Here is a 22,524-nt window from a genome sequence, read left to right as displayed (position 1 = left end):
CGACACAATGCGTGACTGTTTGAACCACCGTGCGGGCTTTGACCGCGTCTTGATGACGGTCGCGGCGACCTTCCTCACGGTATCGGCCAGCTCGGCCCTGGCGCAGGATCAGGCGCGCAGCAGCGCCGCCGAACTCGCGATCGAAGCCGCGATCCCGCGCCCCGAGCCCGCCAACGTCCCGCCCCCGACCGCATCCGACATCAAGCTCGACACCACCGCGACGGTTCAGGATTCCGCAAAGGAGCCGGCCAAGGAACCGGTGAAGGCCGAAGCCGCACCGGCTCCCGACAAGGTCGAGACCAAACCTTCCGACGTCGCCACCACGCCTGCAGCTGAGGCGCCGAAGAACGAAACCGCCAAGACCGAGCCTGCCAAATCCGAACCGGCAAAGGCCGACACCGCGACGGCAACGCCGGCCGCGCCTGCGGCCCCCGCTGCGGCTCCGGCCGCCGAGCCGGTGAAGGCCGCGAGCAACGTTCCCGCCGCCGACCAGCCGGTCGCCGACAAGCTCAAGGACATCATCGGCGCCAAGACCTCGCGCCATTTCGACCGCAAGAACGAGCGCGCCGCGATCGAGAAGTTTTACGGTGCACGCGACTTCGCGCCGGTCTGGACCCAGGCCGGCAGCCTGACCGCCGCGGCCAAGGGCGTGATCGCGCGGCTGAAGGATGCGGCCTCCGATGGTCTCAATCCCGCCGACTATCCGGTGCCGGATTTCGCCGCCGCCACGACGCCCGATGCGCTCGCCGATGCCGAGCTGAAGCTCACCGCCAGCATGTTCGACTATGCGCGCCAGGCCCAGAGCGGCCGCATGCACTGGTCGCAGGTCAGCGGCGACATCCTCTATCCCGAGCATCCGGTCGATTCGAGCGAGGTGCTCGCCAAGGTCACGACCGCAGCCGACGCCTCCGCAGCGCTCGACAGCTACAACCCGCCGCAGAAGCTCTACAAGGAGCTGAAGGCCAAGCTCGCCGAGCTGCGCGGCCAGGGCAGCGGCCCGGTGATCGAGATCGGCGACGGTCCGGCGCTGAAATACACCCCGGCCGGCAAGAAGCAGGCTGAAATCGTCGTCGAAGATCCGCGCGTGCCGCAGCTCCGCGCCAAGCTCGGCCTCCCCGAGAACGCCGGCGACACCCGCTATGACGCCACCGTCGCCGAAGCCGTGCGCAAATTCCAGAATAGCGCCGAGATGAAGGTAACAGGCATCCTCGACGACAAGACCGTCAAGGCGATCAACACGCCGAAGCGCGACAAGCAGATCGACGTTGTGCTGGTGAACATGGAGCGCTGGCGCTGGCTGCCGCGCGACCTCGGCGTCCCCTCGCTGGGCGATGCCTATGTCATCCTCAATATTCCTGACTACACACTGAAGGTGATGCAGCGTGGCCAGCAGGTCTGGACCACTCGCGTCGTCACCGGCAAGCCGGGCACGCATGCGACCCCGCTGCTCACCGAGACGATGAAGTACATCACGGTCAATCCGACCTGGAACGTGCCGCCGTCGATCGTCTACAACGAATACCTGCCGGCGCTTCAGCAGGACCCGACCGTGCTCCAGCGCATGGGCCTCAAGCTCGAGCAGAACCGCGACGGCTCCGTGCACATCTCGCAGCCGCCCGGTGAAGCCAACGCGCTCGGCCGCATCCGCTTCAACTTCCCGAACAAGTTCCTGGTCTATCAGCACGACACGCCGGACAAGAACCTGTTCGCCAGGGACGATCGCGCCTTCAGCCATGGCTGCATGCGCGTGCAGAACCCGGATCAGTACGCCTCCGTTCTGCTCAACATCGCCATGCCGAACGAGAAGTACACGCCGGAGCGCGTGCGCAGCATGTACGGCAAGAGCGAGATCGACCTGAAATTCCCGACGCCGATCCCGGTCAACATCACCTACCAGACCGCGTTCGTGGACGATGGCGGCAAGCTGCAAATCCGCAAGGACGTCTATGGCCGTGATGCGACCATGATCAACATCCTGAAGAACGGCCGCGGCAAGGACCTCGAGAACGTCGTTGCTCACTCCCAGCCGAGCTATTCACGCCCGGCGACGACGCTGCCCTCGGGCGTGGCGATTGCCAACAATGGCGGCGGCTTCGGCTCGTCGGGTCCGAACTTCTTCGAGCGGCTGTTCGGGGCGCCGACCCCGCCGCCGGCTCCGGTCGGCCGCCGGCCGCAGCAGCAGCGGGTGTTTACCCGCTGAGGCCTCCCCGATCGGTCTTTGTCGGAAATTCTCTAGTAAGATCAGCGACCTCATCCCCCTGGATGGGGTCGCTTAACGTTAACCATTCTCCACCCGAACTCCGGCAGCGGGCGTTTTTTTGCCACACTGAACCGCTTAGGTTCGTATTCTGACTTGGTTTGGGGTCGAGAAGGTCAACCTCGAATTAACCTTCTCGCTTTAAGAAAGCGTTCATCCTCTTTCGCGCGCTAACGGGGTTGCCGGGAGAGTCCATTTTGAACGCTCGTCGACTGGGTGGGCTCATTCGTGCTGACAGGTTTCGCACGCAAATTCGCAGTGCTGTCGTTGTCCCATGCGGGAGTGAAGGCCGGATCCCGGATCGGCCTCGCTTCCGCACTGCTGCTTGCTGCCGCGGGCTCGGTCCATGACGCCGCCGCGCTGAACGAGACCAAGACGCTCTCGTTCCACCACACCCATTCCGGCGAAGACCTCACCGTCACCTTCAAGCGCGATGGCCGCTTCGACGAGGCCGCGCTGAAGCAGCTCAACCACTTCCTGCGCGACTGGCGGACCCAGGACGAGACGGTCATGGACCGTCGCCTGTTCGACATCCTCTGGGAAGTCTATCGCGACGTCGACGGCAAGCAGCCGATCCAAATCATTTCCTCCTACCGCTCCCCCGCCACCAACGCGATGCTCCGCCGCCGCTCCTCCGGCGTGGCGCGCTTCAGCCAGCACATGCTGGGGCATGCGATGGACTTCCACATTCCGGGCGTGCCGCTGGAGCAGATCCGCTTCGCCGGCCTGCGCCTGCAGCGCGGCGGCGTCGGCTTCTATCCGACCTCCGGCTCGCCCTTCGTCCATCTGGATACCGGCAGCATCCGGCACTGGCCGCGCATGACGCATGACCAGCTCGCCCGCGTGTTCCCGGATGGCCGCACGGTCCACGTTCCGACCGACGGCACGCCGCTGAAGGGCTATGAGCTGGCCAAGGCCGACATCGAGCGCCGCGGCACCGGCGACGATTCCGGCAGCAAGCCGAGTTTCTTTGCCGCTCTGTTCAAGAGCAAGTCGGCTCCCGCCGCCACGAGCAGCGACGAGGATGACGAGGGCGCGCCCGCCCCGGCCGCGAAGTCTGTTGCGCCGACCGTGGTTGCCGCCGCGGCCAAGCCGGCCGATCCGGTGCCGACACCGCGCGCCAAGCCGCAGATCGCCGCTGCGATCCAGCTCGCTTCGGCCGATGCGCAGCTCGTTGCACCGCCCAAGCCGAAGCCCGCGCCCGTGGCTGACAAGCCTGCGGCCGGCAAGCCGGAGACCCCGGCCGACATCATCAATGCCCGCGGCTTCTGGGATGCCCCTGCGACCCCGCAGCAGGCGACGCCAGCTCAAGTGGCGGCGTTGAAGGCCCGCCAGGCGCTCGCCGCCGCCACCGAGCCGCAAGCAACCGCGTCCGTCTCCAGCGCGGCCTATCAGGCGCTGGCCTATGCGCCGGCGTCCGCCTCCCCGGTCGACCGCGCCAACGTCGTCGCCGCCTCCGCGCTGGTCCCGCGCACAGGCCGCCCCGTTGCCACGACGCGCGGCCTTGCGCCCGCGACCGAGATCAACACGGTGGTCGGCAAGAGCATCGACGGCAGGATCGCAACCGCGACCCGCCTCTCCGCCGCCAGGGGCGAAAGCATCTGGCTCAAGATCGTGATGCTGTCGCCGAGCGCCAGCCGCGCGATGTCGGTGACGTTGATGGGCGAGCTGGATACCGTTGCCCTGCGCGGCTATTTCGTCAAACCGCAGGCCGTGATCGCGATGGGCTTTGCCGACGATCCGATGCAGGGCCTGTCCTGCGATAGCTTTACGGGCAGTGCGACCGCGAAGCTCGAGACGACGTCGTTCGTCATGCGCACCGCGGCGCTGCGCTGAGATCTTTCCCCTCACGCCGTTCGGTAGTCCCGCAAGCCGGGATGAAGCGCAGCGCAATCCTGGGGCACGACAGCGCCACACGCTCAAGTGTCGTCCCGGCCTGGTGCGCATCCGCACTAAGGGAGATTCCCCCACTTCCAACGGGTAATCCACCCGGTATCGCTACGCATTCCAAACGCGCATTGTGGCAATGCGCCCAGAACGGACGCGATGACAAAGTCCGAGGACGCGATTGCGTTTGCCTTGGTGTTCCGCGTTTCCGCAGCGGCGCCGCATCTCAAGGGAAGTCGCCACAGCGAAGTAGGAGCATGCGATGTCAGTTCCATGCAAGTCTGAGCTCAGCCTTCTGAACCACGACGAGCGCGAAGTCATATTGAGTACGCACCATCCCGTGGTCGGAGAGATGGAGCGCGATGGACTTGAGAGCCTTCGCGCCCGACTTCGGGATCTGCGCGACAGGGAGCGTACATTGTCGCGGCATCGACGCCGCGAAACAAAGGGAACAGCCGACCCGCGCGGCAAGAGTTTCTCCGGCACGGCAGAGCATGCAAACCGGCGCCAATCGGTTTTCGCTGCCGCCATCAAGCGCGTCAAGAACGAGCTGAGGCGCATCCGGAAGTTTGAAGCACGACGGGAGCTCGGGGAAGCGGCGCGACGGGCGTTAGCACTCCGTCGGGCGCGTCAGTTTTCTCGCCCGCAGACGACCCCAACTTCGCATGACGGCATGCGGTCCATCCCAAGCCGTCGCCGGCTCAAGAAACTCCCACCGGAAAAAATCGGAAGAGTCTCGCAGGCCAACAAGCGGGCGCAGGCCCGACGAGACGCCAAACGCGGACGCGGCAATTGAGACCGAGACCGACAATCTTGCGGATCGAGGCTGCGTGCCGGACCGGCGCAATGGCGTCCTCGCCACTTCCAAGACTACAGTGTCGAAGCCTGCAGCTTCTATCTCGCTTTCCTGACCCGCCGATCCAGATGATATGTCAACGCCAGCGAGAGGCAGACGGTGAGCTCCTGCTTCGGCAGCGCGCCGGATAGGGGCAACAGCAAAGCCCTGGTCTGCCGATATTCGAACTCATCGGGAAAGCGCTCGCGAAAGGTATCGATCAACGTCGTCTTGCAGTTGAACAGGATGGCGGCGCGCTCGGAGTCCTTCAGGCGGCCGAGCCGGATCGTGCTGCCGCTGCCGGTCTCATCGGTCAGGTAAGCCGGCTCGCCCCATTTCAGCGTTTCGGTGAGCTTGCCGACATCGTGATGTGCCGCAGCGGTCGCGAAGATCAGCTCACGTACCTGGAGCAACCGCTTGCCGATCGGCGCCGGAAGAGCGCCGAAGGCACGGCTCACCTCGCGCGGCAGCGGCGGCGCAGTCACAGCGGTCTCCGTTCACAAACGAAGTGCAACACGCCACGCTTGTAGCCCGGATGGAGCGAAAGCGTAATCCGGGGAATGCTTCCATACTGCGAGAACCCGGATTTCGCTGCGCTCCATCCGGGCTACGGCAGCAGTGCTAGAGGCGCATCGCCTCAGAGCATTCCCAGCGCCTGCATGTAGGTCTCGAGGATGGTCTCGGCCTCGGCGCGCTCGTTCGGGTCCTGCTTGCGCATGCGCACGATGGTGCGCAGCGCCTTGACGTCGTAGCCATTGCCCTTGCTCTCGGCATAGACGTCGCGGATGTCGTCGGAGATCGCCTTCTTCTCTTCCTCCAGCCGCTCGATGCGCTCGATGATGGATTTGAGCTGGTCCTTGGCAAATTTCGTCGCGGGCTCGTCGTCGCGGACGGCGGCGGAGGTGGCCATCTTGGTACTCCCAATGGAACTGGCAAAACGAGGTGACGCCGGCATCCTCACCGCGCGTGCTGGTTGACCCTTAGGGTTCGCGGCTCTCGCGTTCAAGCAAGCATCGCGCTCGTCCACAGCGCGCCCACACCTTCCTGCGGCGAGGCCAAGAAAGAGTTGTGTGGTGCGACTCACCGCCGGACTGCCGGCGAGGCCGTTCAGTGCCCGGGGTGAACCTTCTTCATCGCCTCGAGCTGCTCGGGCGCGGCCGTGCCCTGGTATTTCGACTTCCAGGTCTCGTAGGGCATGCCGTAGACGGCCTCGCGGCTCTCGTCCTTGCTTAAGCTCACGCCCTGCGCGTCGGCAGCGTCCTTGAGCCAGTTCGACAGGCAGTTGCGGCAGAAGCCGGCCAGATTCATCAGATCGATGTTCTGGACGTCGGTCCGCGTCTTCAGATGATCGACCAGGCGCCGGAAAGCGGCCGCCTCGAGCTCCGTTCTGGTTTTGTCGTCGATTGCCATGGCTGGATCCCTTCGGCCTGAATTGGTTCTGCCCCCGATGGGGGTCACCCTTACGGGATCAGGTGGGCCCTTGTCACAGATTTTGCCATATCACGGCGCAAACGGCGCCAGAGCCAACCCGAAGGCCGGTTCCCCGGCCCTACGCCAAATCGTCAATCATCTGGTATACGTTCCGCGACAATGATCGCCGAATCTCCCCGCGCCCCCCTTCGCCTGCTCGCCCGGTTGGTCCCGGTGCTGGTGGGTGGCCTGCTGTGCCTGTGGGCCAGCCCGGCCTCCGCCGACTTCCGGCTTTGCAACAACACCTCGAGCCGGGTCGGCATTGCGCTCGGCTACAAGGACGCCGAGGGCTGGACCACCGAGGGCTGGTGGAACATCTCGTCCCGCTCCTGCGAGACCCTGCTGCGGGGAACGCTGGTCGCGCGCTACTATTACATCTACGCGATCGACTACGACCGCGGCGGCGAATGGTCGGGCCAGGCCTTCATGTGCTCGCGCGACAAGGAATTCACCATCCGCGGCACCGAGGATTGCCTCGCGCGCGGCTACGACCGGACCGGCTATTTCGAGGTCGATACCGGCGAGCAGCGGGCTTGGACAGTGCAGCTGACCGACGCCAACGAGCAGCCGTCACAGCAGCAGCGCGTGCCCGGCCTGCCGGGCCCTGTCGGCCCGGGTGGCGGCGTTCCGGGTTTGCCCAATAGTCCGCCCGGTGGTACGCCCCCCGCCGCGCCTGGCCTTCCGCCAGCTCCCTCGCCACCGTCTGGAAATAAGCCATGAGGCGTCTTCGCCGTATCAAGATTCTCGCGACCCTGGGACCTGCCTCTTCGGACCTCGCGATGATCCGCCGCCTGTTCGAGGCCGGCGCCGATCTGTTCCGCATCAACATGAGCCACACCCCGCATGACAAGATGCGGGAGCTGGTCGCGACGATCCGCAACGTCGAGAGCAGTTATGGCCGGCCGATCGGCATCCTGGTCGATCTCCAGGGCCCGAAGCTCAGGCTCGGCGCCTTCGCGGAAGGCGCAGTCCAGCTCCAGAACGGCCAGATCTTCACGCTCGATTCCGACAAGACGCCGGGCGATGCCACGCGCGTCAATCTCCCGCATCCGGAGATCCTGGCTGCACTCAGGCCCGGCCATTCGCTGCTGCTCGACGACGGCAAGGTGCGCCTGATCGCGGAGGAGACCTCGAAAGAGCACGCGGTGACGCGTGTCGTGGTCGGCGGCCGGATGTCCGACCGCAAGGGCGTCAGCCTGCCCGACACCGATTTGCCGGTCTCCGCGATGACGCCGAAGGACCGCGCTGACCTCGAGGCCGCGCTGGTGACCGGCGTCGACTGGATCGCGCTGTCCTTCGTGCAGCGCGCCGACGACGTGATCGAGGCCAAGAAGATGATCCGCGGCCGCGCCGCTGTCATGGCCAAGATCGAGAAGCCGCAGGCGATCGACCGCCTCGCCGACATCATCGAGGCCTCCGACGCGCTGATGGTGGCGCGCGGCGATCTCGGCGTCGAGCTGCCGCTGGAACGCGTGCCGAGCCTGCAGAAGCAGATGACGCGCATGGCGCGCCGCGCCGGCAAGCCGGTGGTGATCGCGACCCAGATGCTGGAATCGATGATCCAGTCGCCGGTGCCGACCCGCGCCGAGGTCTCGGACGTCGCCACCGCCGTCTATGAAGGCGCCGACGCCATCATGCTGTCGGCGGAATCGGCGGCCGGCAAATTCCCGGTCGAGGCGGTCTCGACCATGAACCGCATCGGCGAAGAGGTCGAGCGCGACCCGATTTATCGTTCCGTGCTCACCGCGCAGCGCCCCGCGCCGGAATCCACCGCCGGCGACGCCATCGCGGACGCCGCCCGCCAGATCGCCGAGACGCTCGATCTGCCGGCGCTGATCTGCTGGACCAGCTCGGGCTCGACTGCAGTGCGCGTCGCGCGCGAGCGGCCGAAGCCGCCGATCGTGGCGATCACGCCCAACATCGCGGCCGGACGCCGGCTGGCGGTGGTCTGGGGCGTGCATTGTGTGGTGGCGGAAGACGCGCGCGACCAGGACGACATGGTGAGCCGCGCCGGCCAGATCGCCTTCCGCGACGGTTTTGTCCGCGCCGGCCAGCGCGTGATCATCGTCGCTGGCGTGCCGCTCGGCATCCCCGGCACCACCAACATGGTGCGCATCGCCTCGGTCGGCCCCGAGGGCGGCGCGGATATCTAGTCCGCGGGAGCCCGGCAAACAAAAAAAGACGAAAACAACCCCATGCACAGTAGCCGGCGTTGCCGGCGAAGGTGCTCGGGTTTTGTGGAAAGGCGCGCTCGGGCAATGACCTGAGCGGAATCGGGTCTCGGCCCCGGTCGCGACCTGCTCTTCAGGCCCCGACCAGCGCTTTCGCGGTCGGCAGCAGCGTCTGCTGCACCACCAGACCGCGGGCGCGGGCGTCCATCACGCCGACGGCGCGCAGGGCCAGCAGCGTCACGGTCTGCACCGCATCGCGCATCCTGGCGGGATCGTCGAGATTGTCGGGCGCGAGCGGCCCGACCAGGGCCTCATGCAGCGCCCCCAACAGCGCGGTGGCCGCCAGCGCGGTATCCTGCGCCGGCAAATGGCCGGCCCGCACGGCGGCGTCGATCCGCGCGGCCATCTCGCCGGCGATCTCGCGGCGGCTGGCGAGGCGGGACGCGCTGACATCGACGTCGACCGGCTCGGCCAGGATGCCCCAGGCCAACCTGCGCTGCGACAGCGTGTGGACCGCCACGGTGGTGACGGCCGCCGCCAGCGCCGAGGATGGGCCGGGCGCGGCATCGGCCGCCCGGCGGATCGCCGCGAGCTCGTCGCGCGACACCTCGGCAATCAATTCGGAGATCAGCTCGGACTTGGACGGGAAGTAGCGGTAGACCGTTCCGGCCGCGACACTGGCCCGGACCGCAACCGGCGCGATCTGCACCGCCGCCATCCCGCCTTCCGCCGCAGCTTCCCGCGCTGCAGCAAGAATCGCACTGCGCCTGGCCGCAAGGCGCTTCACCACTTGATGCGTTCGCCGATAAACCATGGCGCGCTTCCTGTCCCACACGCCAGCCGCACGCCCCGCGCGGCCGAACGCGTCGTCCCTGCAATAGATGCAAATCGTCCCGCAAGGACTGAACAACTATTCAAAGTGAATGACAAGATGCAAATGCGTAGAACGTCACGCCGGACGGACGGGAGCGCCAAGCCTGCTGACGCCGGCTGGAGGGCTTTGAAGAAGAACGTGCGGGGAAGCTTGCCTGCGGGCCCATCCTTCGAGACGCCCGCCTACGGCGGGCCCTCGGGATGAGGTCGCGTTTCGCGGCAAGATATCAGACCCTCTTGGTGAGGAGCTCGCCAAAGCGGGCATCTCCGGACGATGCTCCGCATCGCCGGGCGAACCATGCAGGCCGAGCAGCCTCCGGCTCACTCCACCCCGCAAAAGAAAAGAGCCCCGTCCGGGACGGGGCTCTCGAAACTCTCAGATCGTCCGGTCTTACTTGAGGCTGGACGAGATCGAACCGAACTTGGTGTTCAGCGAGCTGCCGAGGTTGTTGACGACGGTGATGATCGCCAGCGCGATGCCGGCAGCGATCAGGCCGTATTCAATGGCGGTGGCGCCGGATTCGTCCTTCACGAAACGCGAAACGAGGTTCTTCATAGACTGCTCCCAAAGAGTACACGAGGCTTACAAATGGTCTGGTCTTCTCGGCTTCCCAGCGCCGCCCGACCATGGAACCGAACCTAGAGGCAAAGAATTGCGCCGCAGTTAATTCGACTGCGGAAACACGAAGCGGATTGCACGTATTCGACGATGGTAAAGGAGAATTGAAAACAATCCGTTAAATCGTAGCTATCCGCGGCGACGCCGCTGCGGCGCGATTTACCCGAAGTTATGACCGCGCATGGTCCAATGCCGCCCGCTCGGCCTGAAGCACGACGAGATGAATCGTTCATCGCGCTTCAGGTTATTGTTTGAGCATGATCTTCTCGGAAAACCGCTACACACTTTTCCGGATCATGCTCCGACCGACAAGAACAAGCAGGACGACGAGGCGGCATGTCCCTTTCCTTTGCCAACAGCATTGCGATGCAGAGCCGCGCGCGCGCACTGCTGCCGCTCTGCGTCGGTGCCGGCACCTATCTGTTCTTCCTCTTCGTCGGCGACACGCTGCTTCAGGACTCCGACTCGTTCTGGCAGATCAGGATCGGGCAATGGATCCTCGATCACGGTGCCCTGCCCTACACCGACTTCTATTCTTTCACGCGCCCAGGGGAATCCTGGATCTCGACGTCGTGGCTGTCACAGGTGCTGTTCGCCTTCTCCTACGCGCAATGGGGCTGGGCCGGACCCGTGATCCTCACCGCGACCGGGATGGCGCTCACCGCTGCGGTCTTCGTCTATCTCCTTGACGCGCAGATCGAGGCGCCGCGCGCGGTGCTGTTCGCGATGCTGGCGCTGCTGCTGTCGATCCATCACGTGCTGGCGCGTCCGCATATTCTGGCGCTGCCCGTCATGGTGGCGTGGGTCGGCCTGCTGATGGCGGCTGCCGACCGCCGAAGCGCGCCGTCCTGGACCTGGCTGCCGCTGATGGCGCTTTGGGCGAATTTGCATGGCGGCTTCGTGCTGGGCCTCGCGCTGATCGGCCCGATCTCGCTCGAAGCGGTCGAGCATGCCGAGAAGGGACAGCGGCTGAAGCTGTTCATGCGCTGGGTGCTGTTCGGCGTCGGCGCGCTGATCGCTGCCTGCTGCACGCCTTACGGCTGGCGGACGCTGATGGGCGCGACCAACATCCTCAGCCTCGGCGAATTGCTGTCACTGATCTTCGAATGGATGCCGGCGAACTTTGCCACCTTCACCGGGTTCGAAGGCGCACTGCTCGGCCTGATCGCGCTCGGCTATTATCGCGGCCTCGTGCTGTCGGCGCCGCGGATCTTCCTGATCCTGTTCCTGACCTGGACCGCGCTGACCCATGTCAGGAATATCGAGGCCTTCGCCTTCCTGGTGCCGCTGGTGCTGGCAAAGCCGCTCGGCGAGATGTTCCCGCGCCCGCCAGCGGACACCGCCGACGCAGACCGCTGGCCGGCCCGCTATGTCACCGCGCTCGGCGCGCTCATGATCGTGGCCGCGAGCTGGACCTCGACCTCGCTCTACATGGGACACCATCGCTTCACGTTCACGATGACGCAGACGCCGGTTGCGGCGGTCGACCTGCTCGAAAAACTCGAGGTGCAGCGCATCTTCAACGCCTATCAGTTCGGCGGCTATCTGATCTCGCGCGACGTCCCTGTGTACGTCGACGGCCGCGCCGAGCTCTATGGCGAAAAGTTCGTCATGGACTTCTTCAAGGCGACGGAAGGCAAGAAGCCCGAGCTGCTGCCGCGCCTGCTCGACCAGTACAAGATCGACGCGACGCTCCTGGTCGCCGATGCGCCGGGCCCGCAAATCCTCGATCAGCTCAAGGGCTGGAAGCGGATCTATACGGATGACATCGCGGTGATCCATGTGCGGGACAATGCGGACGGAGCGGCGCCGCCGTCGAAGTGAGGAAGCGACTTCCGGCGCGTCCTCTCAGATCCGACGTTCGCTTAAAGATGTGAAGCGGACCTAGGCACGCATTCCGGCCATTTCGCCGTTTGCCCCAAGGCGGTCGTCAAGCGGCAATGTCAGTTGCTGTTAATTCGACTTATGCGCCCGGAGTCAGCGTAGCAGCGATGACAAGGGCTCGCGCGGTTTTCGTATGGGCTTGAACCATCTGCCTCGTGTTAACGACCAAGAGCCAATCATGTTCGACGATCTGATGACCCTCCTGGTTATTCTGTCCTTCGGCTTTCCCGCCATGCCATGGTTTTTGGGTGCGCGATGGGGGTCGAGAGGAGTTTGGCTCAGTACAGGATTTGCCGTAGTCATCCTGTTATGTTTTTTTCCAATATTGTTCTGGGTTGCATGCGGTGCCTGTGGGCAGGGCGCGATAGCCATCTTTATGCTGGGGCCGATCTGGATTGCTTCGGCATTGCTTACGGTCACTTCGGCGGCGTTCGCTTACTACAAATTCGCGCGCTAATTTCCGCAAGACCGCGAAGGCGCAGGGGGGTAACGATACCGCCCACGCTGGGCATCGCAGATGAAGTGATTGAGTATGGCATCAGCGATGTCAGCTTGTGGCCCATCAGCGAAGTGGCGACACCTTTCATTGAGGCCCGCTTGGTGGGTAGAGCGGACTGACTTTGCTCACTCTGCGTTCTTCGCATTTTGACCCATAGCGGACGTGAACATTTTGTGTTGGCAAGCGCCGCCAAGACGGACGATGGCTCCTTGCTATGGACCCGCTCGTCTCGCAACGAGAATATTGGCTATACACTGCAAGACGATTTCGTTTTGTTGATTGCGCACTCTGATTTGGTTGCGCACGATGCCTCGATCAGGTTTCGACTTAGACTCCCGCTTCTCCAGAACAATCATCTCAAGATCGAGTTCATCTCCTGGGCGTACCGGGTTCGGCAGCCTTAACTCATCCCAACCCATTCCGGCGAGGACATGGAGCCGAGGCTGGAGCTTCGGCGTGAGCGAGATGAAGATCGAAAACGTATGGGCGCTCGATGCGGTTAGTCCCCCAAAAATTGAACGTGCTGCTGCCTCCTCATCGAGGTGACGGGGCGCTGGATCATATTGCTTGGCGAACTGGACGATCTCTTCCTTCGAGACCAGATAAGGACCAGCCTTGCTAGTCATACCAATTTCGGCATCTTCAAAATACAGCTGGGTCATGGCTTCGTCCTCTGCGGATGAAGTAAATCAGGCACGGCTCAACGCGGCGGGATTATAACCCTTTTCAAGCATCAATTTCTGTTCTTGTCCGGCTAACCCACACGTCGTTCAGGCCAGTCGCACCAATTTCCAAGGCAGCCTTTCCCGGATGAGCAAACACCAAAGGTCATCATCCGAAAATCAGCTTATGGCCCATCAGCGAAATGGCGACACCTTTCATTGAGGTCCGCTTGGTGGAGTAGAGCGGACTGACTTTGCTCACTCTGCGTTCTTCGCATTTTGACCCATAGCGGTCTTCCATTGATCTAGATCAACGCGAGGTACATCCGGGAAGTTTGGTTCAATCGTCGAACAAGAGAGGACGCTTATGAGCGATCATCCAGAAGACGGTCCCCCGAACGAATCCTCCTCAAACGCATTCGAAAAAAATAGGCGCGGCAATGACGGCATGCAACGACGCGACCTTTTGTTGGGTGGTTCGTCGCTCGCTGCGATGACGGCCTTGGCGGCGACGGCGCCAGCGACCGCTCAAGTGCAACAGGCTGCACCGGCACCCGCAGCAGCACCCGCATCGACGGGGCCGAAGCTTGGCGAGATCCTGCCGTTTCCGCAGCCGCCGCGTCCTGTCATCACCGAGCCGGATTGGCGCAAGGTGCCGCAGCCGAAGCCAGTCTCGATCCGGCCGCCGAAGGGCGCCCCCAACATCCTGGTCATTCTTCAAGACCAGACTTCCTATGCGGACCCATCGACCTTCGGCGGACCGATCAACTTCCCGACCATGGATCGTCTCGCCAAAGAGGGGCTGACCTACACGAACTTTCACGTCAACAGTCTGTGTTCGCCGAGCCGCACCGCGCTATTGACCGGACGCAATCAACATCAAAATAGCCAAGCCGCTGTAGTTGACGGTGCGACCTCATATCCCGGCGACACCGGCATGCGGCCAAAGAGCGTTGCGCCTATCGCTGAAATTCTTCGACAGTGGGGCTATTGCACGTCGATGTTCGGCAAAAGCCACGAGACGCCGCCGTGGGAAACCAGCATGAGCGGCCCGTTCGACCGCTGGCCAGCGCGACAGGGCTTTGAAAAATTCTATGGCTTCATCGGCGGCGAGAAGAACTTGTTCCGGCCCTACCTCGTGGATGGCACTACCGAACTCGGCGTGCCGCGCGACCCAAACTATCATTTCAACGTCGATATCACGGACAAGGCGATAGGCTGGATACGTGGTACGCGCTCGCTGACCCCGGATCGTCCGTTCTTTATGTATTACGCCACGGGCGGCGCGCATCCGCCTCACACGCCGCCGAAAGAATGGCTCGATGTCTACAAGGGGAAATTTGATCAGGGGTGGGACAAGCTACGCGGGGAAATTCTTGCGCGTCAGATAAAGATGGGCCTGATGCCTCCGGGCACCAAGATTGCTGAAAACCCTCCTGAAATTCCAAAATGGGACGCCCTTTCGGACGACGCGAAGAAGGTGCTGTCGCGGCAAATGGAAGTCTATGCAGGCTATGCCGAGCATACCGACCGCGAGATCGGGCGTTTGATCGACGCCATCGGGGATCTCGGCGAACTCGACAACACCATCGTGATCTATATCGCCGGCGACAATGGCGGCACCGCGATCGGTGGTCTAAACGGAACCTTCAACGAATGGTCCAACCTCAACGACGCACCCGAAGACATCCCGTATCTCAAGACCCGAATGGACGAGTATGGCGGACCGAACTCCTACCCTAACTATTCGGTGGCTTGGGCAATGGCCGGCTCCACGCCGGCAACCTGGTGCATCAATGCCTGTCAGGGCGGCGGCCAGAATCAGGGCATGGTCATTCGCTGGCCCGGCGGCATCAAATCGAAAGGGGAAATCCGCAGGCAGTATACCCACCTGATCGACGTCGGCCCCACCATCCTTGAAGCCGTCGGCATCCCCGAGCCAAAGATAGTCAACGGCGTCGAGCAGATTCCGATGGCCGGCACCAGCATGATCTACTCGTTCGACGATGCGGCGGCAAAGGATCGCCACACCGTCCAGTACAACGAGTGCAGCGGCAATCGCAGCATCTACAAGGACGGCTGGATGGCCTGCGTGATGCACCGCGCGCCATGGGAGAGCAGCCCCCGCGTCGATGACTACGCCAAGGACAAATGGGAGCTTTACAATGTGGCCGTGGACTTCGGACAGGCTACCGACCTCGCCGCGCAAAATCCCGCGAAGCTGAAAGAACTGCAGGACCTATTCCATCAGGAGGCGATCAAGTTCGGCGTTTATCCGATGGATGACCGCTCCTTCGCACGGCTGAATGCGACCAATGCCGGACGGCCCGACATTATGGCCGGCCGTACCGAGGTGACCTACTACGCCGGGATGACCGGCATGGCTGAAAATGTCTTCATCGACACGCTCAGCCGTTCCTATGTTGTCACCGCCGACCTGGTCATTCCCAAAGGCGGCGCCAACGGCGTCGTGGTCTCGCAGGGTGGCCTGTTCGGCGGCTGGAGTCTTTACGTCAAGGACGGAAGACCCAAGCTCGCCTACAACTGGCTGGCGCGGGAGAAATACTTCATCGAAGGCAAGGAGGCTCTACCGGAAGGCAAGGTCACGCTGGTCTATGATTTCACCTATGACGGCGGCGGCCTGCACAAGGGCGGCACCGGCGTGCTGTCGATCAACGGCAGGAAAGTCGGCGAAGGCCGCATCAATAAGACGCAGGGCGCGGTGTGGTCGCTGGCCGGTGAGACCGCCGACATCGGCGTGGATGCCTACTCCCCAGTGTGCGATGACTACGATCCTTGGGAAAACGCCTTCACCGGCACCATCAACACCGTGAAGATCAAACACAAGGCTTGAGCGCAAGACTTGGCCCTTCCCCGTTACGCGAGGAGGGCTCTCTTTGTGTCCCGCGCCAACACCAGTCCGCTCCTGGCCCATCAGCAAAGTGGCGACACCTTTCATTGAGGTCCGCTTGGTGGGGTGGAGCGAACTGACTTTGCCCGCTCTGCGTTCTTCGCATTTTGACCCTGACCTGACATTGACCCTAGCCCAAAAGGAACACCCTGTGCTTTGATACGTGGGACGGAATCTACCGATCTCGCGGGGGCCGTTTTGGCCAACAATTGCGTGGAACGGAGGCTTGCGGCGATTCTGGCGGCGGATGTTGCCGGATACAGCCGCATGATGGGTATGGACGAAGAAGACGTGCTGGCTCGCCTCAAGGCCGCCAGAAAGTCTCTTTTCGATCCCTCCATCGCCGCGCATCGCGGACGGATCGTCAAGACGACCGGCGACGGCATGCTGGTCGAGTTCGCCAGCGCCGTCGATGCAGCGCGATGCGCCATCGAGGTGCAGCGCGGCATGGTTGAGCGAAATGCCGCGGTGCCGCAGGCCAAGCGGATCGAATTTCGCGTCGGCATCCACGTCGGCGACATCATAATCGACGAAAATGATATCTTCGGGGACGGCGTCAATATCGCCGCCCGCCTTGAAGGCATCGCGGAACCCGGCGGCATCTGCATCTCCGAGGACACGCAACGTCAAATCCGCGGCAAGGTCGATATCGCCTTCGAGGACATGGGTCCGCAGAATCTGAAGAACATTGTTGAGCCGATGCGCGCGTGGCGATTGAGGATAAACGCGGACGGTTCTGCGGCAATCTCGAAAAGGTCGCCGGTCGAGACCACCCAGGCTCTGGCGCTGCCCGACAAGCCGTCCATCGCCGTGCTGCCGTTCCAGAACATGTCAGGCGATCCCGAACAGGAATACTTCGCGGACGGAATAGCGGAGGACATCATCACCGCGCTGTCCCGTTTCAAGGCGCTGTTCGTCATCGCCCGCAATTCGAGCTTCACATACAAGGGACGCGCTGTCGACATCAAGCAAGTGGGGCGCGAGCTTGGCGTGCGCTATGTGCTGGAAGGAAGCGTTCGCAAGGCGGCAAACCGGGTGCGCATCACGGGACAGCTCGTCGATACCCCTACGGGAGGACATCTCTGGGCAGACCGGTTTGACGGTGGACTCACCGACATCTTCGACCTGCAGGACCAGGTCACCGAGAGCATAGTCGGAGCGATCGCGCCGGCGGTTGAAAAAGCCGAGATCGAGCGCGCCAAACGCAAGCCTACCGAGAGTCTTGATGCCTATGATCACTACTTACGCGGTTTGGCCAGCTCTTATCAGTTTGCTAACCGGCAAGCGAACGAAGAGGCGTTACGCCTATTCAACAGGGCGATCAAGCTCGACCCAGGTTTTGCGTCAGCTTACGGTCGTGCCGCCCTTTGCTACACCTTTGCCAAGACCAATGGCTGGATTTCAGTCACACCGAGCGAGACTGCCAAAGTAGAAAAGCTCGTTCAGAGAGCGGTTGAGCTAGGAAAAGACGACGTGATCGCCCTCGCGGCGAGCGGATATGTATCAGCGTTTGTTTTACTCGATCTCGGGGGAGGCGCCGCCTTGATCGATCGCGCGCTCGTGTTCAATTCCAATTGGGCCGAGGCATGGTTTTGGAGTGGCTGGGTGAAGAACTGGCTAGGCGAGCCGGAAACGGCAATCGAGCGCTTCGCCCGTGCCATCCGCCTCAACCCGCTTGATCCGTTTATGAGCGGGGTACGAACTGGGACCTCGCATGCCCATTTCTTCCTGGGCCACTATGGCGACGCGGCATCGTGGGCTGCAATGGCGTTGCAGGACAATCCGGACTTTCAACCTGCGTTACGTATGGACGCCGCAAGCAAGGCAATGGCCGGACGACTGGAGCAGGCACAAAAGGCGGTGGCTCGGCTGCGGCAATTGAATCCTTCGGTGCGTGTCTCCAATCTCAAAAGCGTGCTCGGCCCCTATCGGCGTGCCGAAGATCTCGCTCGATACGAAGAAGGGTTGCGGCGAGCCGGGCTGCCCGAATGACCTCTACGGCCACGGTGCGGCAAGAGAGTGAGAGCCGCAACTTCCGCTCTCGGCCCATCAGCGAAATGGCGACACCTTTCATTGAGGTCCGCTTGGTGGAGTAGAGCGGACTGACTTTGCCCGCTCTGCGTTCTTCGCATTTTGGCCCGTAGCGGACATTCCCATCGGGACGATGGGAGACCGAAATCACGCCGTTGCTGCCAGATCGTTGGCAACGACTGCCAATATTTCGGCGGCGTGTGAACTCGCGATAAAGTGCCCGCCATCAGCGACTTCGTGCCATACCGCTCCAGGCATCCGCTCACCCAGCGGTTTGTTTACTGCGTAAGGCACAAACGTATCGGCGCTGCCTTGCCACAGATGAACCGGCCTATGGATCGCCGTGACGTCGAATGGCCACTGTTGATAGAGCATCTGCGCATCGGCCACGAGACCGTCAACGCCTTGCCGGAAACACTCGCGTCCAGACTCCACGATGGCACTCAGCACATCGTCATCAGCAAGCGCCGCGAGGTCAGCGGGGCAGCTCGCCTTCAGCAATGCCTTCTTGTACTGCTCCGGAAACCGCGTCGCAGCGAGATCGATCAGGTCATACATCAGCTGGAAACCCGGCCGGAAATGCAGTGCAAGGAACCCGCCTATGGCGTCGGTCGAGGACAGATCCTTCGCTGCCCAATTCGTACCGAATGCGCCGTAGGATCCGGGAGCGATGCTGGTCACGTGTACCAGCTTCGCGGGATCAAGGTACGCCGCTGCCGCGAGCGCCCAAGGACCACCCTCAGACCAGCCTGTGACCGCAAAGCGATCGGTCTCAAAAGCGTTGGCAATCGCTTCCAGGTCTGCGGCCCAGCCTGCGAAGGTGCGACCGTGTTGAGGATCTGATTTGCCTTGGCCTGGACGGTCCACGCACACAAATCTCAAACCAAGTTTGAGCGCGTGAGACGCAAAAACCTTGGCTTCGAGCCGGCTCGATGGTCCGCCATGATTGTGAAGTACGAGCGGACCGTTCGGATCGCCGACCTGAAGGTAAGCCAGTGATCGACCGCCGATCTGGACTGCACCTTCGCTAGGACACGCAGCGTTGCTTGAATTTCTCAAATGCATGCCCTCCGTCGGGCCTCGATGACTCGTCGATCTCGCGGAGCCTTTGTCTCAGCCAACCAACTCTTTTTGGAATTTCTCGATCGTAGGCTGCAACAACGGCCGCCATGGTCACACGGCTGTCGGATGTCTGCAACTGGCCCATAGCAGCCATTTCCGCGTTCAAAGCTGACATCGGCTTTCGCCCCGAAACGGGCACTTGCGATTTAAAGACCAATCGGTCTATATGTCGATGATGAGCCGCCCAACCCCAGTGCAGTCGCCCCGTGGCCGCCCCCGAAGCTTCGACGTGGATGCCGCGGTCGAACGCGCGATGGGGGTGTTCTGGTCGCGCGGCTATCACGCCACGGCGCTGCCGGACCTGCTTCGGGCCACGAAACTCTCGCGTGGCAGCCTTTACGCCGCGTTCGGCGACAAGCACTCGCTCTTCCTGCGCGCACTCGATCGCTACATTGCCGATGCCGTGACGCGGATGGATGTCGAACTCGCCCCCCGCAGGGAGCCGGTCGACGCCCTGCGGGCCTATCTTGCCGGCTATGTCGATCGCACCAGCGGTGCCAACGGCCGGCGCGGCTGCCTGCTGGTGGCCACGGCCATGGAGCTGGCCGGCCAGGATGCCGCGATTGGTCGTCGCGTAGCGGGCTTCTTCAGGGCCATGGAGGCCCGCCTGGCCGATGCCCTGTCCCGCGCGAAGGTGGCGGGCAAGCTGGCCGACGGTGTCGATCCCGCGAGTGCCGCCAAAATTCTGGTCTGTTTCGTCGAGGGCCTGCGCGTGGTCGGCAAGACGGCGCCGGCGCGGGCCACATCGCAAGCCACCGCTGACGCTTTGCTCGACCGGTTCGTCAGGTAGCAACCCAATCAGGTCAACTACCCCCGGACGCCTCCGCACCTGGCGCGTCAATATATGGACCGATCGGTCGTGAAAGGAAGGATGCCATGTCTGCCATCCAGATCGTCTGCGCGGTAGCCGTTCCCCTGCTCTGGGGTTATCAGTTCGTGGCCATCAAGGTGGGCGTCGCGGAGTTTCCGCCGCTGTTCTTCCTCGCGCTGCGCTTCCTGGCCATCGCGCTGCTGCTCGTTCCGTTCGTGAAGAGGCCCACGCGCGCGCAGCTCGGCCCTGTCGCAGCCATTTCGATCTTCCTGGGCGGTCTGAACTTCGGGCTGTTCTATGTCGGCCTCGGGCTCGGCTCGGGAAGCATGTCGGCCGTCGCGTATCAACTCGCCACGCCCTTCACCGTCCTGCTGGCCTGGCCGTTGCTCGCCGAGCGGCCGTCTCTCTCCACGACCGCCGGAGTGCTGCTCGCATTCGCCGGCGTTGTCGTGCTGGCAGCGGAGCCTGGCCTGTCGGCCAACGGGCTTCCGCTGCTGCTAGTGGTCGGGGCGGCCTTCGCATTCGCGGTGTCCAACGTCCTGACGAAACGCTACGGCCCTTTCGATCCCCTGATGTTGATGGGGTGGTCGTCGCTGTTCACAGTGCCGCAGGTCATGTTGATGTCGCTGCTGCTCGAATACGGACAACTGGCGAGCCTCGTCACGGCGGATGGACGCGGCTGGCTGGCGCTCGCCTACACGATTTTCATCGGCGGAATTGTCGGGTTCGGCCTCTGGTTCTGGCTGATCGCCCGCTGCTCCATGGGCCGCGTCGCGCCCTTCGGCCTGCTGCTTCCGGTGTTCGCCTTGACGTCGAGCGTGCTGTTCCTTGGCGAGCGCATGACCCCGAAGTTGATCGCCGGCGGGCTGCTCGCGATCGCAGGCGTGGCGATGACACAGGTCAGACCGAGCGCGCGACCCAGTTGAGCCCGGATGTTGCGTTGTGGGATCGATGTCGTCTGCCCGGCAATGGAGATCACGAGGCTTCACGTCTCGGTGGTGGACCGTGTTGCGACGTGACGCGCCCAACTTGCCGTGCGCAAATATCCGATCGAACAGGAGGGCGTATCATGATGTTTCGCAATCTTCTCGCCGCGCTTCTCGTCACGATCGCGATCAGCGCGGCACATGCGGCACCGCAATGGCTGAACCTGCCGCCGACGCCGACACTGCCCAGGGCGACGCAGAGCGGCTTCGCGCCCGTCAACGGCATCAAGGTCTGGTACGCAATTTTCGGCCGCGGCGAGCCTGTCATCCTGCTGCATGGCGGCCTCGCCAACGCCAACTATTGGGGCCGCCAGGTCCGCGCGCTGCAACGGCACTATCAGGTCATCGTCATGGACAGCCGCGGGCATGGGCGCAGCAGCCGCAATCAGGAGCCCTATGGCTACGATCTGATGGCCTCGGACGTGGTCGCCCTGCTCGATCACCTGAAGATCAGGAAAGCTGCGATCGTCGGCTGGAGCGACGGCGCGATCATCGGCCTCGACATCGCGATGAAGCACCCGGAACGGGTGAGCAAGCTGTTCGCCTTCGCGGCGAATTCGGATCCGTCAGGCGTTGCGGACATTGCGTCGAGCGACGTCTTCAACGCCTACATCGCGAGAGCTGGCGAGGAGTACAAGCGCCTGTCGCCGACCCCGACCGAGTACAAGGGCTTCGTCGCGGAGATTACCAAAATGTGGGAGAGCCAGCCGAAATGGACGGCGTCGGATCTCGCGACGATCAAGGTCCCGACCTGGATCGTGGACGGCGACCACGACGAGGCGATCAAGCGCGAGAACACCGAATTCATGGCGGCGAACATTCCGGGCGCCGGACTGCTGATCCAGCCGGAGGTCAGTCACTTCTCGTTCCTGCAGGATCCCGAGCAGTTCAGCGACGACGTGCTGCATTTTCTGGAACGTGGCGGTGAGTGGCCCGGAGCGGCAGCGAAGTGAGATATCGTAGGGTGGGCAAAGCGAAGCGTGCCCACCGCGTCTATCGCAATTGCCGAGAGATGGTGGGCACGGCGCTACGCGCCTTTGCCCACCCTACGCGACCGGTGCAGAGCCATTACGAGCCCAACTGCATCCACGCCGTCATTGCGAGGAGCGAAGCGACGAAGCAATCCAGACTGCTGCCATGGAAACATTCTGGATTGCTTCGCTACGCTCGCAATGACGGAGTTTGCGGGCCGACGACACGCACCTCTCTCGTGTCCCGGACGCGCTGCTGCGTGCAACGCTGCTGCGCTGAGCCGGGATCCAGAAGGCCACACGGCAAGATGCGGAGACATGGGCCCCGGCTCGGGGGGCCGGCCCCCGCCGCGGGGGGGGGGGGGGGGGGGGGGGGGGCCCCCCCGCGCGGGGCCCCCCCCCCCCCCCCCCGGAAGGGGGGGGGGGGGGCGCCGCGCCCGCCCCCGCGGGGGCCCCCCCCCCCCCCCCCCCCCCCGCACACAGAGACAAGAACACAAAAAAAACCTAAACAACCACAAAAAACCAAACACCCCCA

Annotated in this window: 18 protein-coding genes; 11 read left to right on the top strand and 7 right to left on the bottom strand. The window is 63.3% G+C overall.

From position 1 onward, the window contains the following. Positions 1 to 7 precede the first annotated feature (7 nt). Complete coding sequence (locus AC0L3X_RS14320; protein WP_063981111.1) at positions 8 to 2,200, top strand: L,D-transpeptidase family protein; 2,193 nt, start codon at positions 8 to 10, stop codon at positions 2,198 to 2,200. Between the two features lie 285 nt (positions 2,201 to 2,485). Further along, positions 2,486 to 4,093, top strand: a complete 1,608-nt coding sequence (locus AC0L3X_RS14315) for a peptidoglycan L,D-endopeptidase MepK (RefSeq protein ID WP_283017559.1) — start codon at positions 2,486 to 2,488, stop codon at positions 4,091 to 4,093. A 945-nt stretch (positions 4,094 to 5,038) separates the two neighbouring features. Here AC0L3X_RS14315 and AC0L3X_RS14310 read toward each other — a convergent pair. The 3 genes from AC0L3X_RS14310 to AC0L3X_RS14300 form a co-directional block, all read right to left on the bottom strand. After that, complete coding sequence (locus AC0L3X_RS14310) at positions 5,039 to 5,464, bottom strand: hypothetical protein (RefSeq protein WP_063981109.1); 426 nt, start codon at positions 5,462 to 5,464, stop codon at positions 5,039 to 5,041. A gap of 152 nt (positions 5,465 to 5,616) precedes the next feature. Then, positions 5,617 to 5,889: a DUF2312 domain-containing protein gene (locus AC0L3X_RS14305; protein WP_014492426.1), complete on the bottom strand. Its 273-nt coding sequence runs from the start codon at positions 5,887 to 5,889 to the stop codon at positions 5,617 to 5,619. 197 nt (positions 5,890 to 6,086) lie between these two features. After that, complete coding sequence (locus AC0L3X_RS14300; RefSeq protein ID WP_063981108.1) at positions 6,087 to 6,389, bottom strand: DUF1244 domain-containing protein; 303 nt, start codon at positions 6,387 to 6,389, stop codon at positions 6,087 to 6,089. 180 nt (positions 6,390 to 6,569) lie between these two features. Here AC0L3X_RS14300 and AC0L3X_RS14295 point away from each other — a divergent pair, with 180 nt between their 5' ends. Then, positions 6,570 to 7,169 (top strand): DUF1036 domain-containing protein, encoded by a 600-nt coding sequence (locus AC0L3X_RS14295; RefSeq protein ID WP_063981107.1) that lies wholly within the window; start codon positions 6,570 to 6,572, stop codon positions 7,167 to 7,169. Next, complete coding sequence (pyk, locus tag AC0L3X_RS14290; RefSeq protein ID WP_063981106.1) at positions 7,166 to 8,602, top strand: pyruvate kinase; 1,437 nt, start codon at positions 7,166 to 7,168, stop codon at positions 8,600 to 8,602. The genes AC0L3X_RS14295 and pyk overlap by 4 nt, the downstream gene beginning before the upstream one ends. A 151-nt stretch (positions 8,603 to 8,753) precedes the next feature. On the opposite strand, the gene AC0L3X_RS14285 is transcribed toward pyk, so the two are convergent. Further along, the gene (locus AC0L3X_RS14285; protein ID WP_063981105.1) at positions 8,754 to 9,434 is read right to left on the bottom strand and encodes a TetR family transcriptional regulator; all 681 of its coding nucleotides are present in this window, start codon (positions 9,432 to 9,434) and stop codon (positions 8,754 to 8,756) included. A 450-nt stretch (positions 9,435 to 9,884) separates the two neighbouring features. Continuing rightward, positions 9,885 to 10,049 carry a Flp family type IVb pilin gene (locus AC0L3X_RS14280; protein WP_014492421.1) on the bottom strand — a complete coding sequence of 55 codons (165 nt, stop codon included), beginning with the start codon at positions 10,047 to 10,049 and terminating at the stop codon, positions 9,885 to 9,887. 399 nt (positions 10,050 to 10,448) lie between these two features. Between AC0L3X_RS14280 and AC0L3X_RS14275 the strand changes: the two genes are divergently transcribed. Together AC0L3X_RS14275 and AC0L3X_RS14270 are read left to right on the top strand one after the other, a co-directional pair. Beyond that, positions 10,449 to 11,936, top strand: a complete 1,488-nt coding sequence (locus tag AC0L3X_RS14275; protein WP_473316479.1) for a hypothetical protein — start codon at positions 10,449 to 10,451, stop codon at positions 11,934 to 11,936. 238 nt (positions 11,937 to 12,174) lie between these two features. Next, positions 12,175 to 12,453, top strand: a complete 279-nt coding sequence (locus tag AC0L3X_RS14270; RefSeq protein ID WP_187387924.1) for a hypothetical protein — start codon at positions 12,175 to 12,177, stop codon at positions 12,451 to 12,453. Positions 12,454 to 12,707: 254 nt separating this feature from the next. On the opposite strand, the gene AC0L3X_RS14265 is transcribed toward AC0L3X_RS14270, so the two are convergent. Further along, complete coding sequence (locus tag AC0L3X_RS14265) at positions 12,708 to 13,157, bottom strand: MaoC/PaaZ C-terminal domain-containing protein (protein WP_063981102.1); 450 nt, start codon at positions 13,155 to 13,157, stop codon at positions 12,708 to 12,710. Positions 13,158 to 13,524: 367 nt separating this feature from the next. Between AC0L3X_RS14265 and AC0L3X_RS14260 the strand changes: the two genes are divergently transcribed. Then, a complete protein-coding gene (locus tag AC0L3X_RS14260) occupies positions 13,525 to 16,011 on the top strand; it encodes an arylsulfatase (RefSeq protein WP_283017561.1) in 2,487 nt (828 codons plus the stop codon). 255 nt (positions 16,012 to 16,266) lie between these two features. Beyond that, entirely contained in the window at positions 16,267 to 18,060 is a 1,794-nt protein-coding gene (locus AC0L3X_RS14255) for an adenylate/guanylate cyclase domain-containing protein (RefSeq protein WP_346283384.1), read from the top strand. Between the two features lie 186 nt (positions 18,061 to 18,246). Here AC0L3X_RS14255 and AC0L3X_RS14250 read toward each other — a convergent pair whose 3' ends face one another. Further along, entirely contained in the window at positions 18,247 to 19,164 is a 918-nt protein-coding gene (locus AC0L3X_RS14250; protein WP_063981100.1) for an alpha/beta fold hydrolase, read from the bottom strand. A gap of 232 nt (positions 19,165 to 19,396) precedes the next feature. Between AC0L3X_RS14250 and AC0L3X_RS14245 the strand changes: the two genes are divergently transcribed. From AC0L3X_RS14245 to AC0L3X_RS14235, 3 genes are all read left to right on the top strand, one after another. Continuing rightward, positions 19,397 to 20,011, top strand: a complete 615-nt coding sequence (locus tag AC0L3X_RS14245; protein ID WP_187388042.1) for a TetR/AcrR family transcriptional regulator — start codon at positions 19,397 to 19,399, stop codon at positions 20,009 to 20,011. 86 nt (positions 20,012 to 20,097) lie between these two features. Then, positions 20,098 to 20,958, top strand: coding sequence for a DMT family transporter (locus AC0L3X_RS14240; protein ID WP_063981099.1), 861 nt, complete (start codon positions 20,098 to 20,100; stop codon positions 20,956 to 20,958). A gap of 143 nt (positions 20,959 to 21,101) precedes the next feature. Next, complete coding sequence (locus AC0L3X_RS14235; RefSeq protein ID WP_199877122.1) at positions 21,102 to 21,971, top strand: alpha/beta fold hydrolase; 870 nt, start codon at positions 21,102 to 21,104, stop codon at positions 21,969 to 21,971. Positions 21,972 to 22,524: the final 553 nt, after the last annotated feature.

It is taken from the genome of Bradyrhizobium sp. MI1.7, from assembly GCF_055811795.1.
This window is presented reverse-complemented; position numbering and strand designations above follow the sequence as displayed.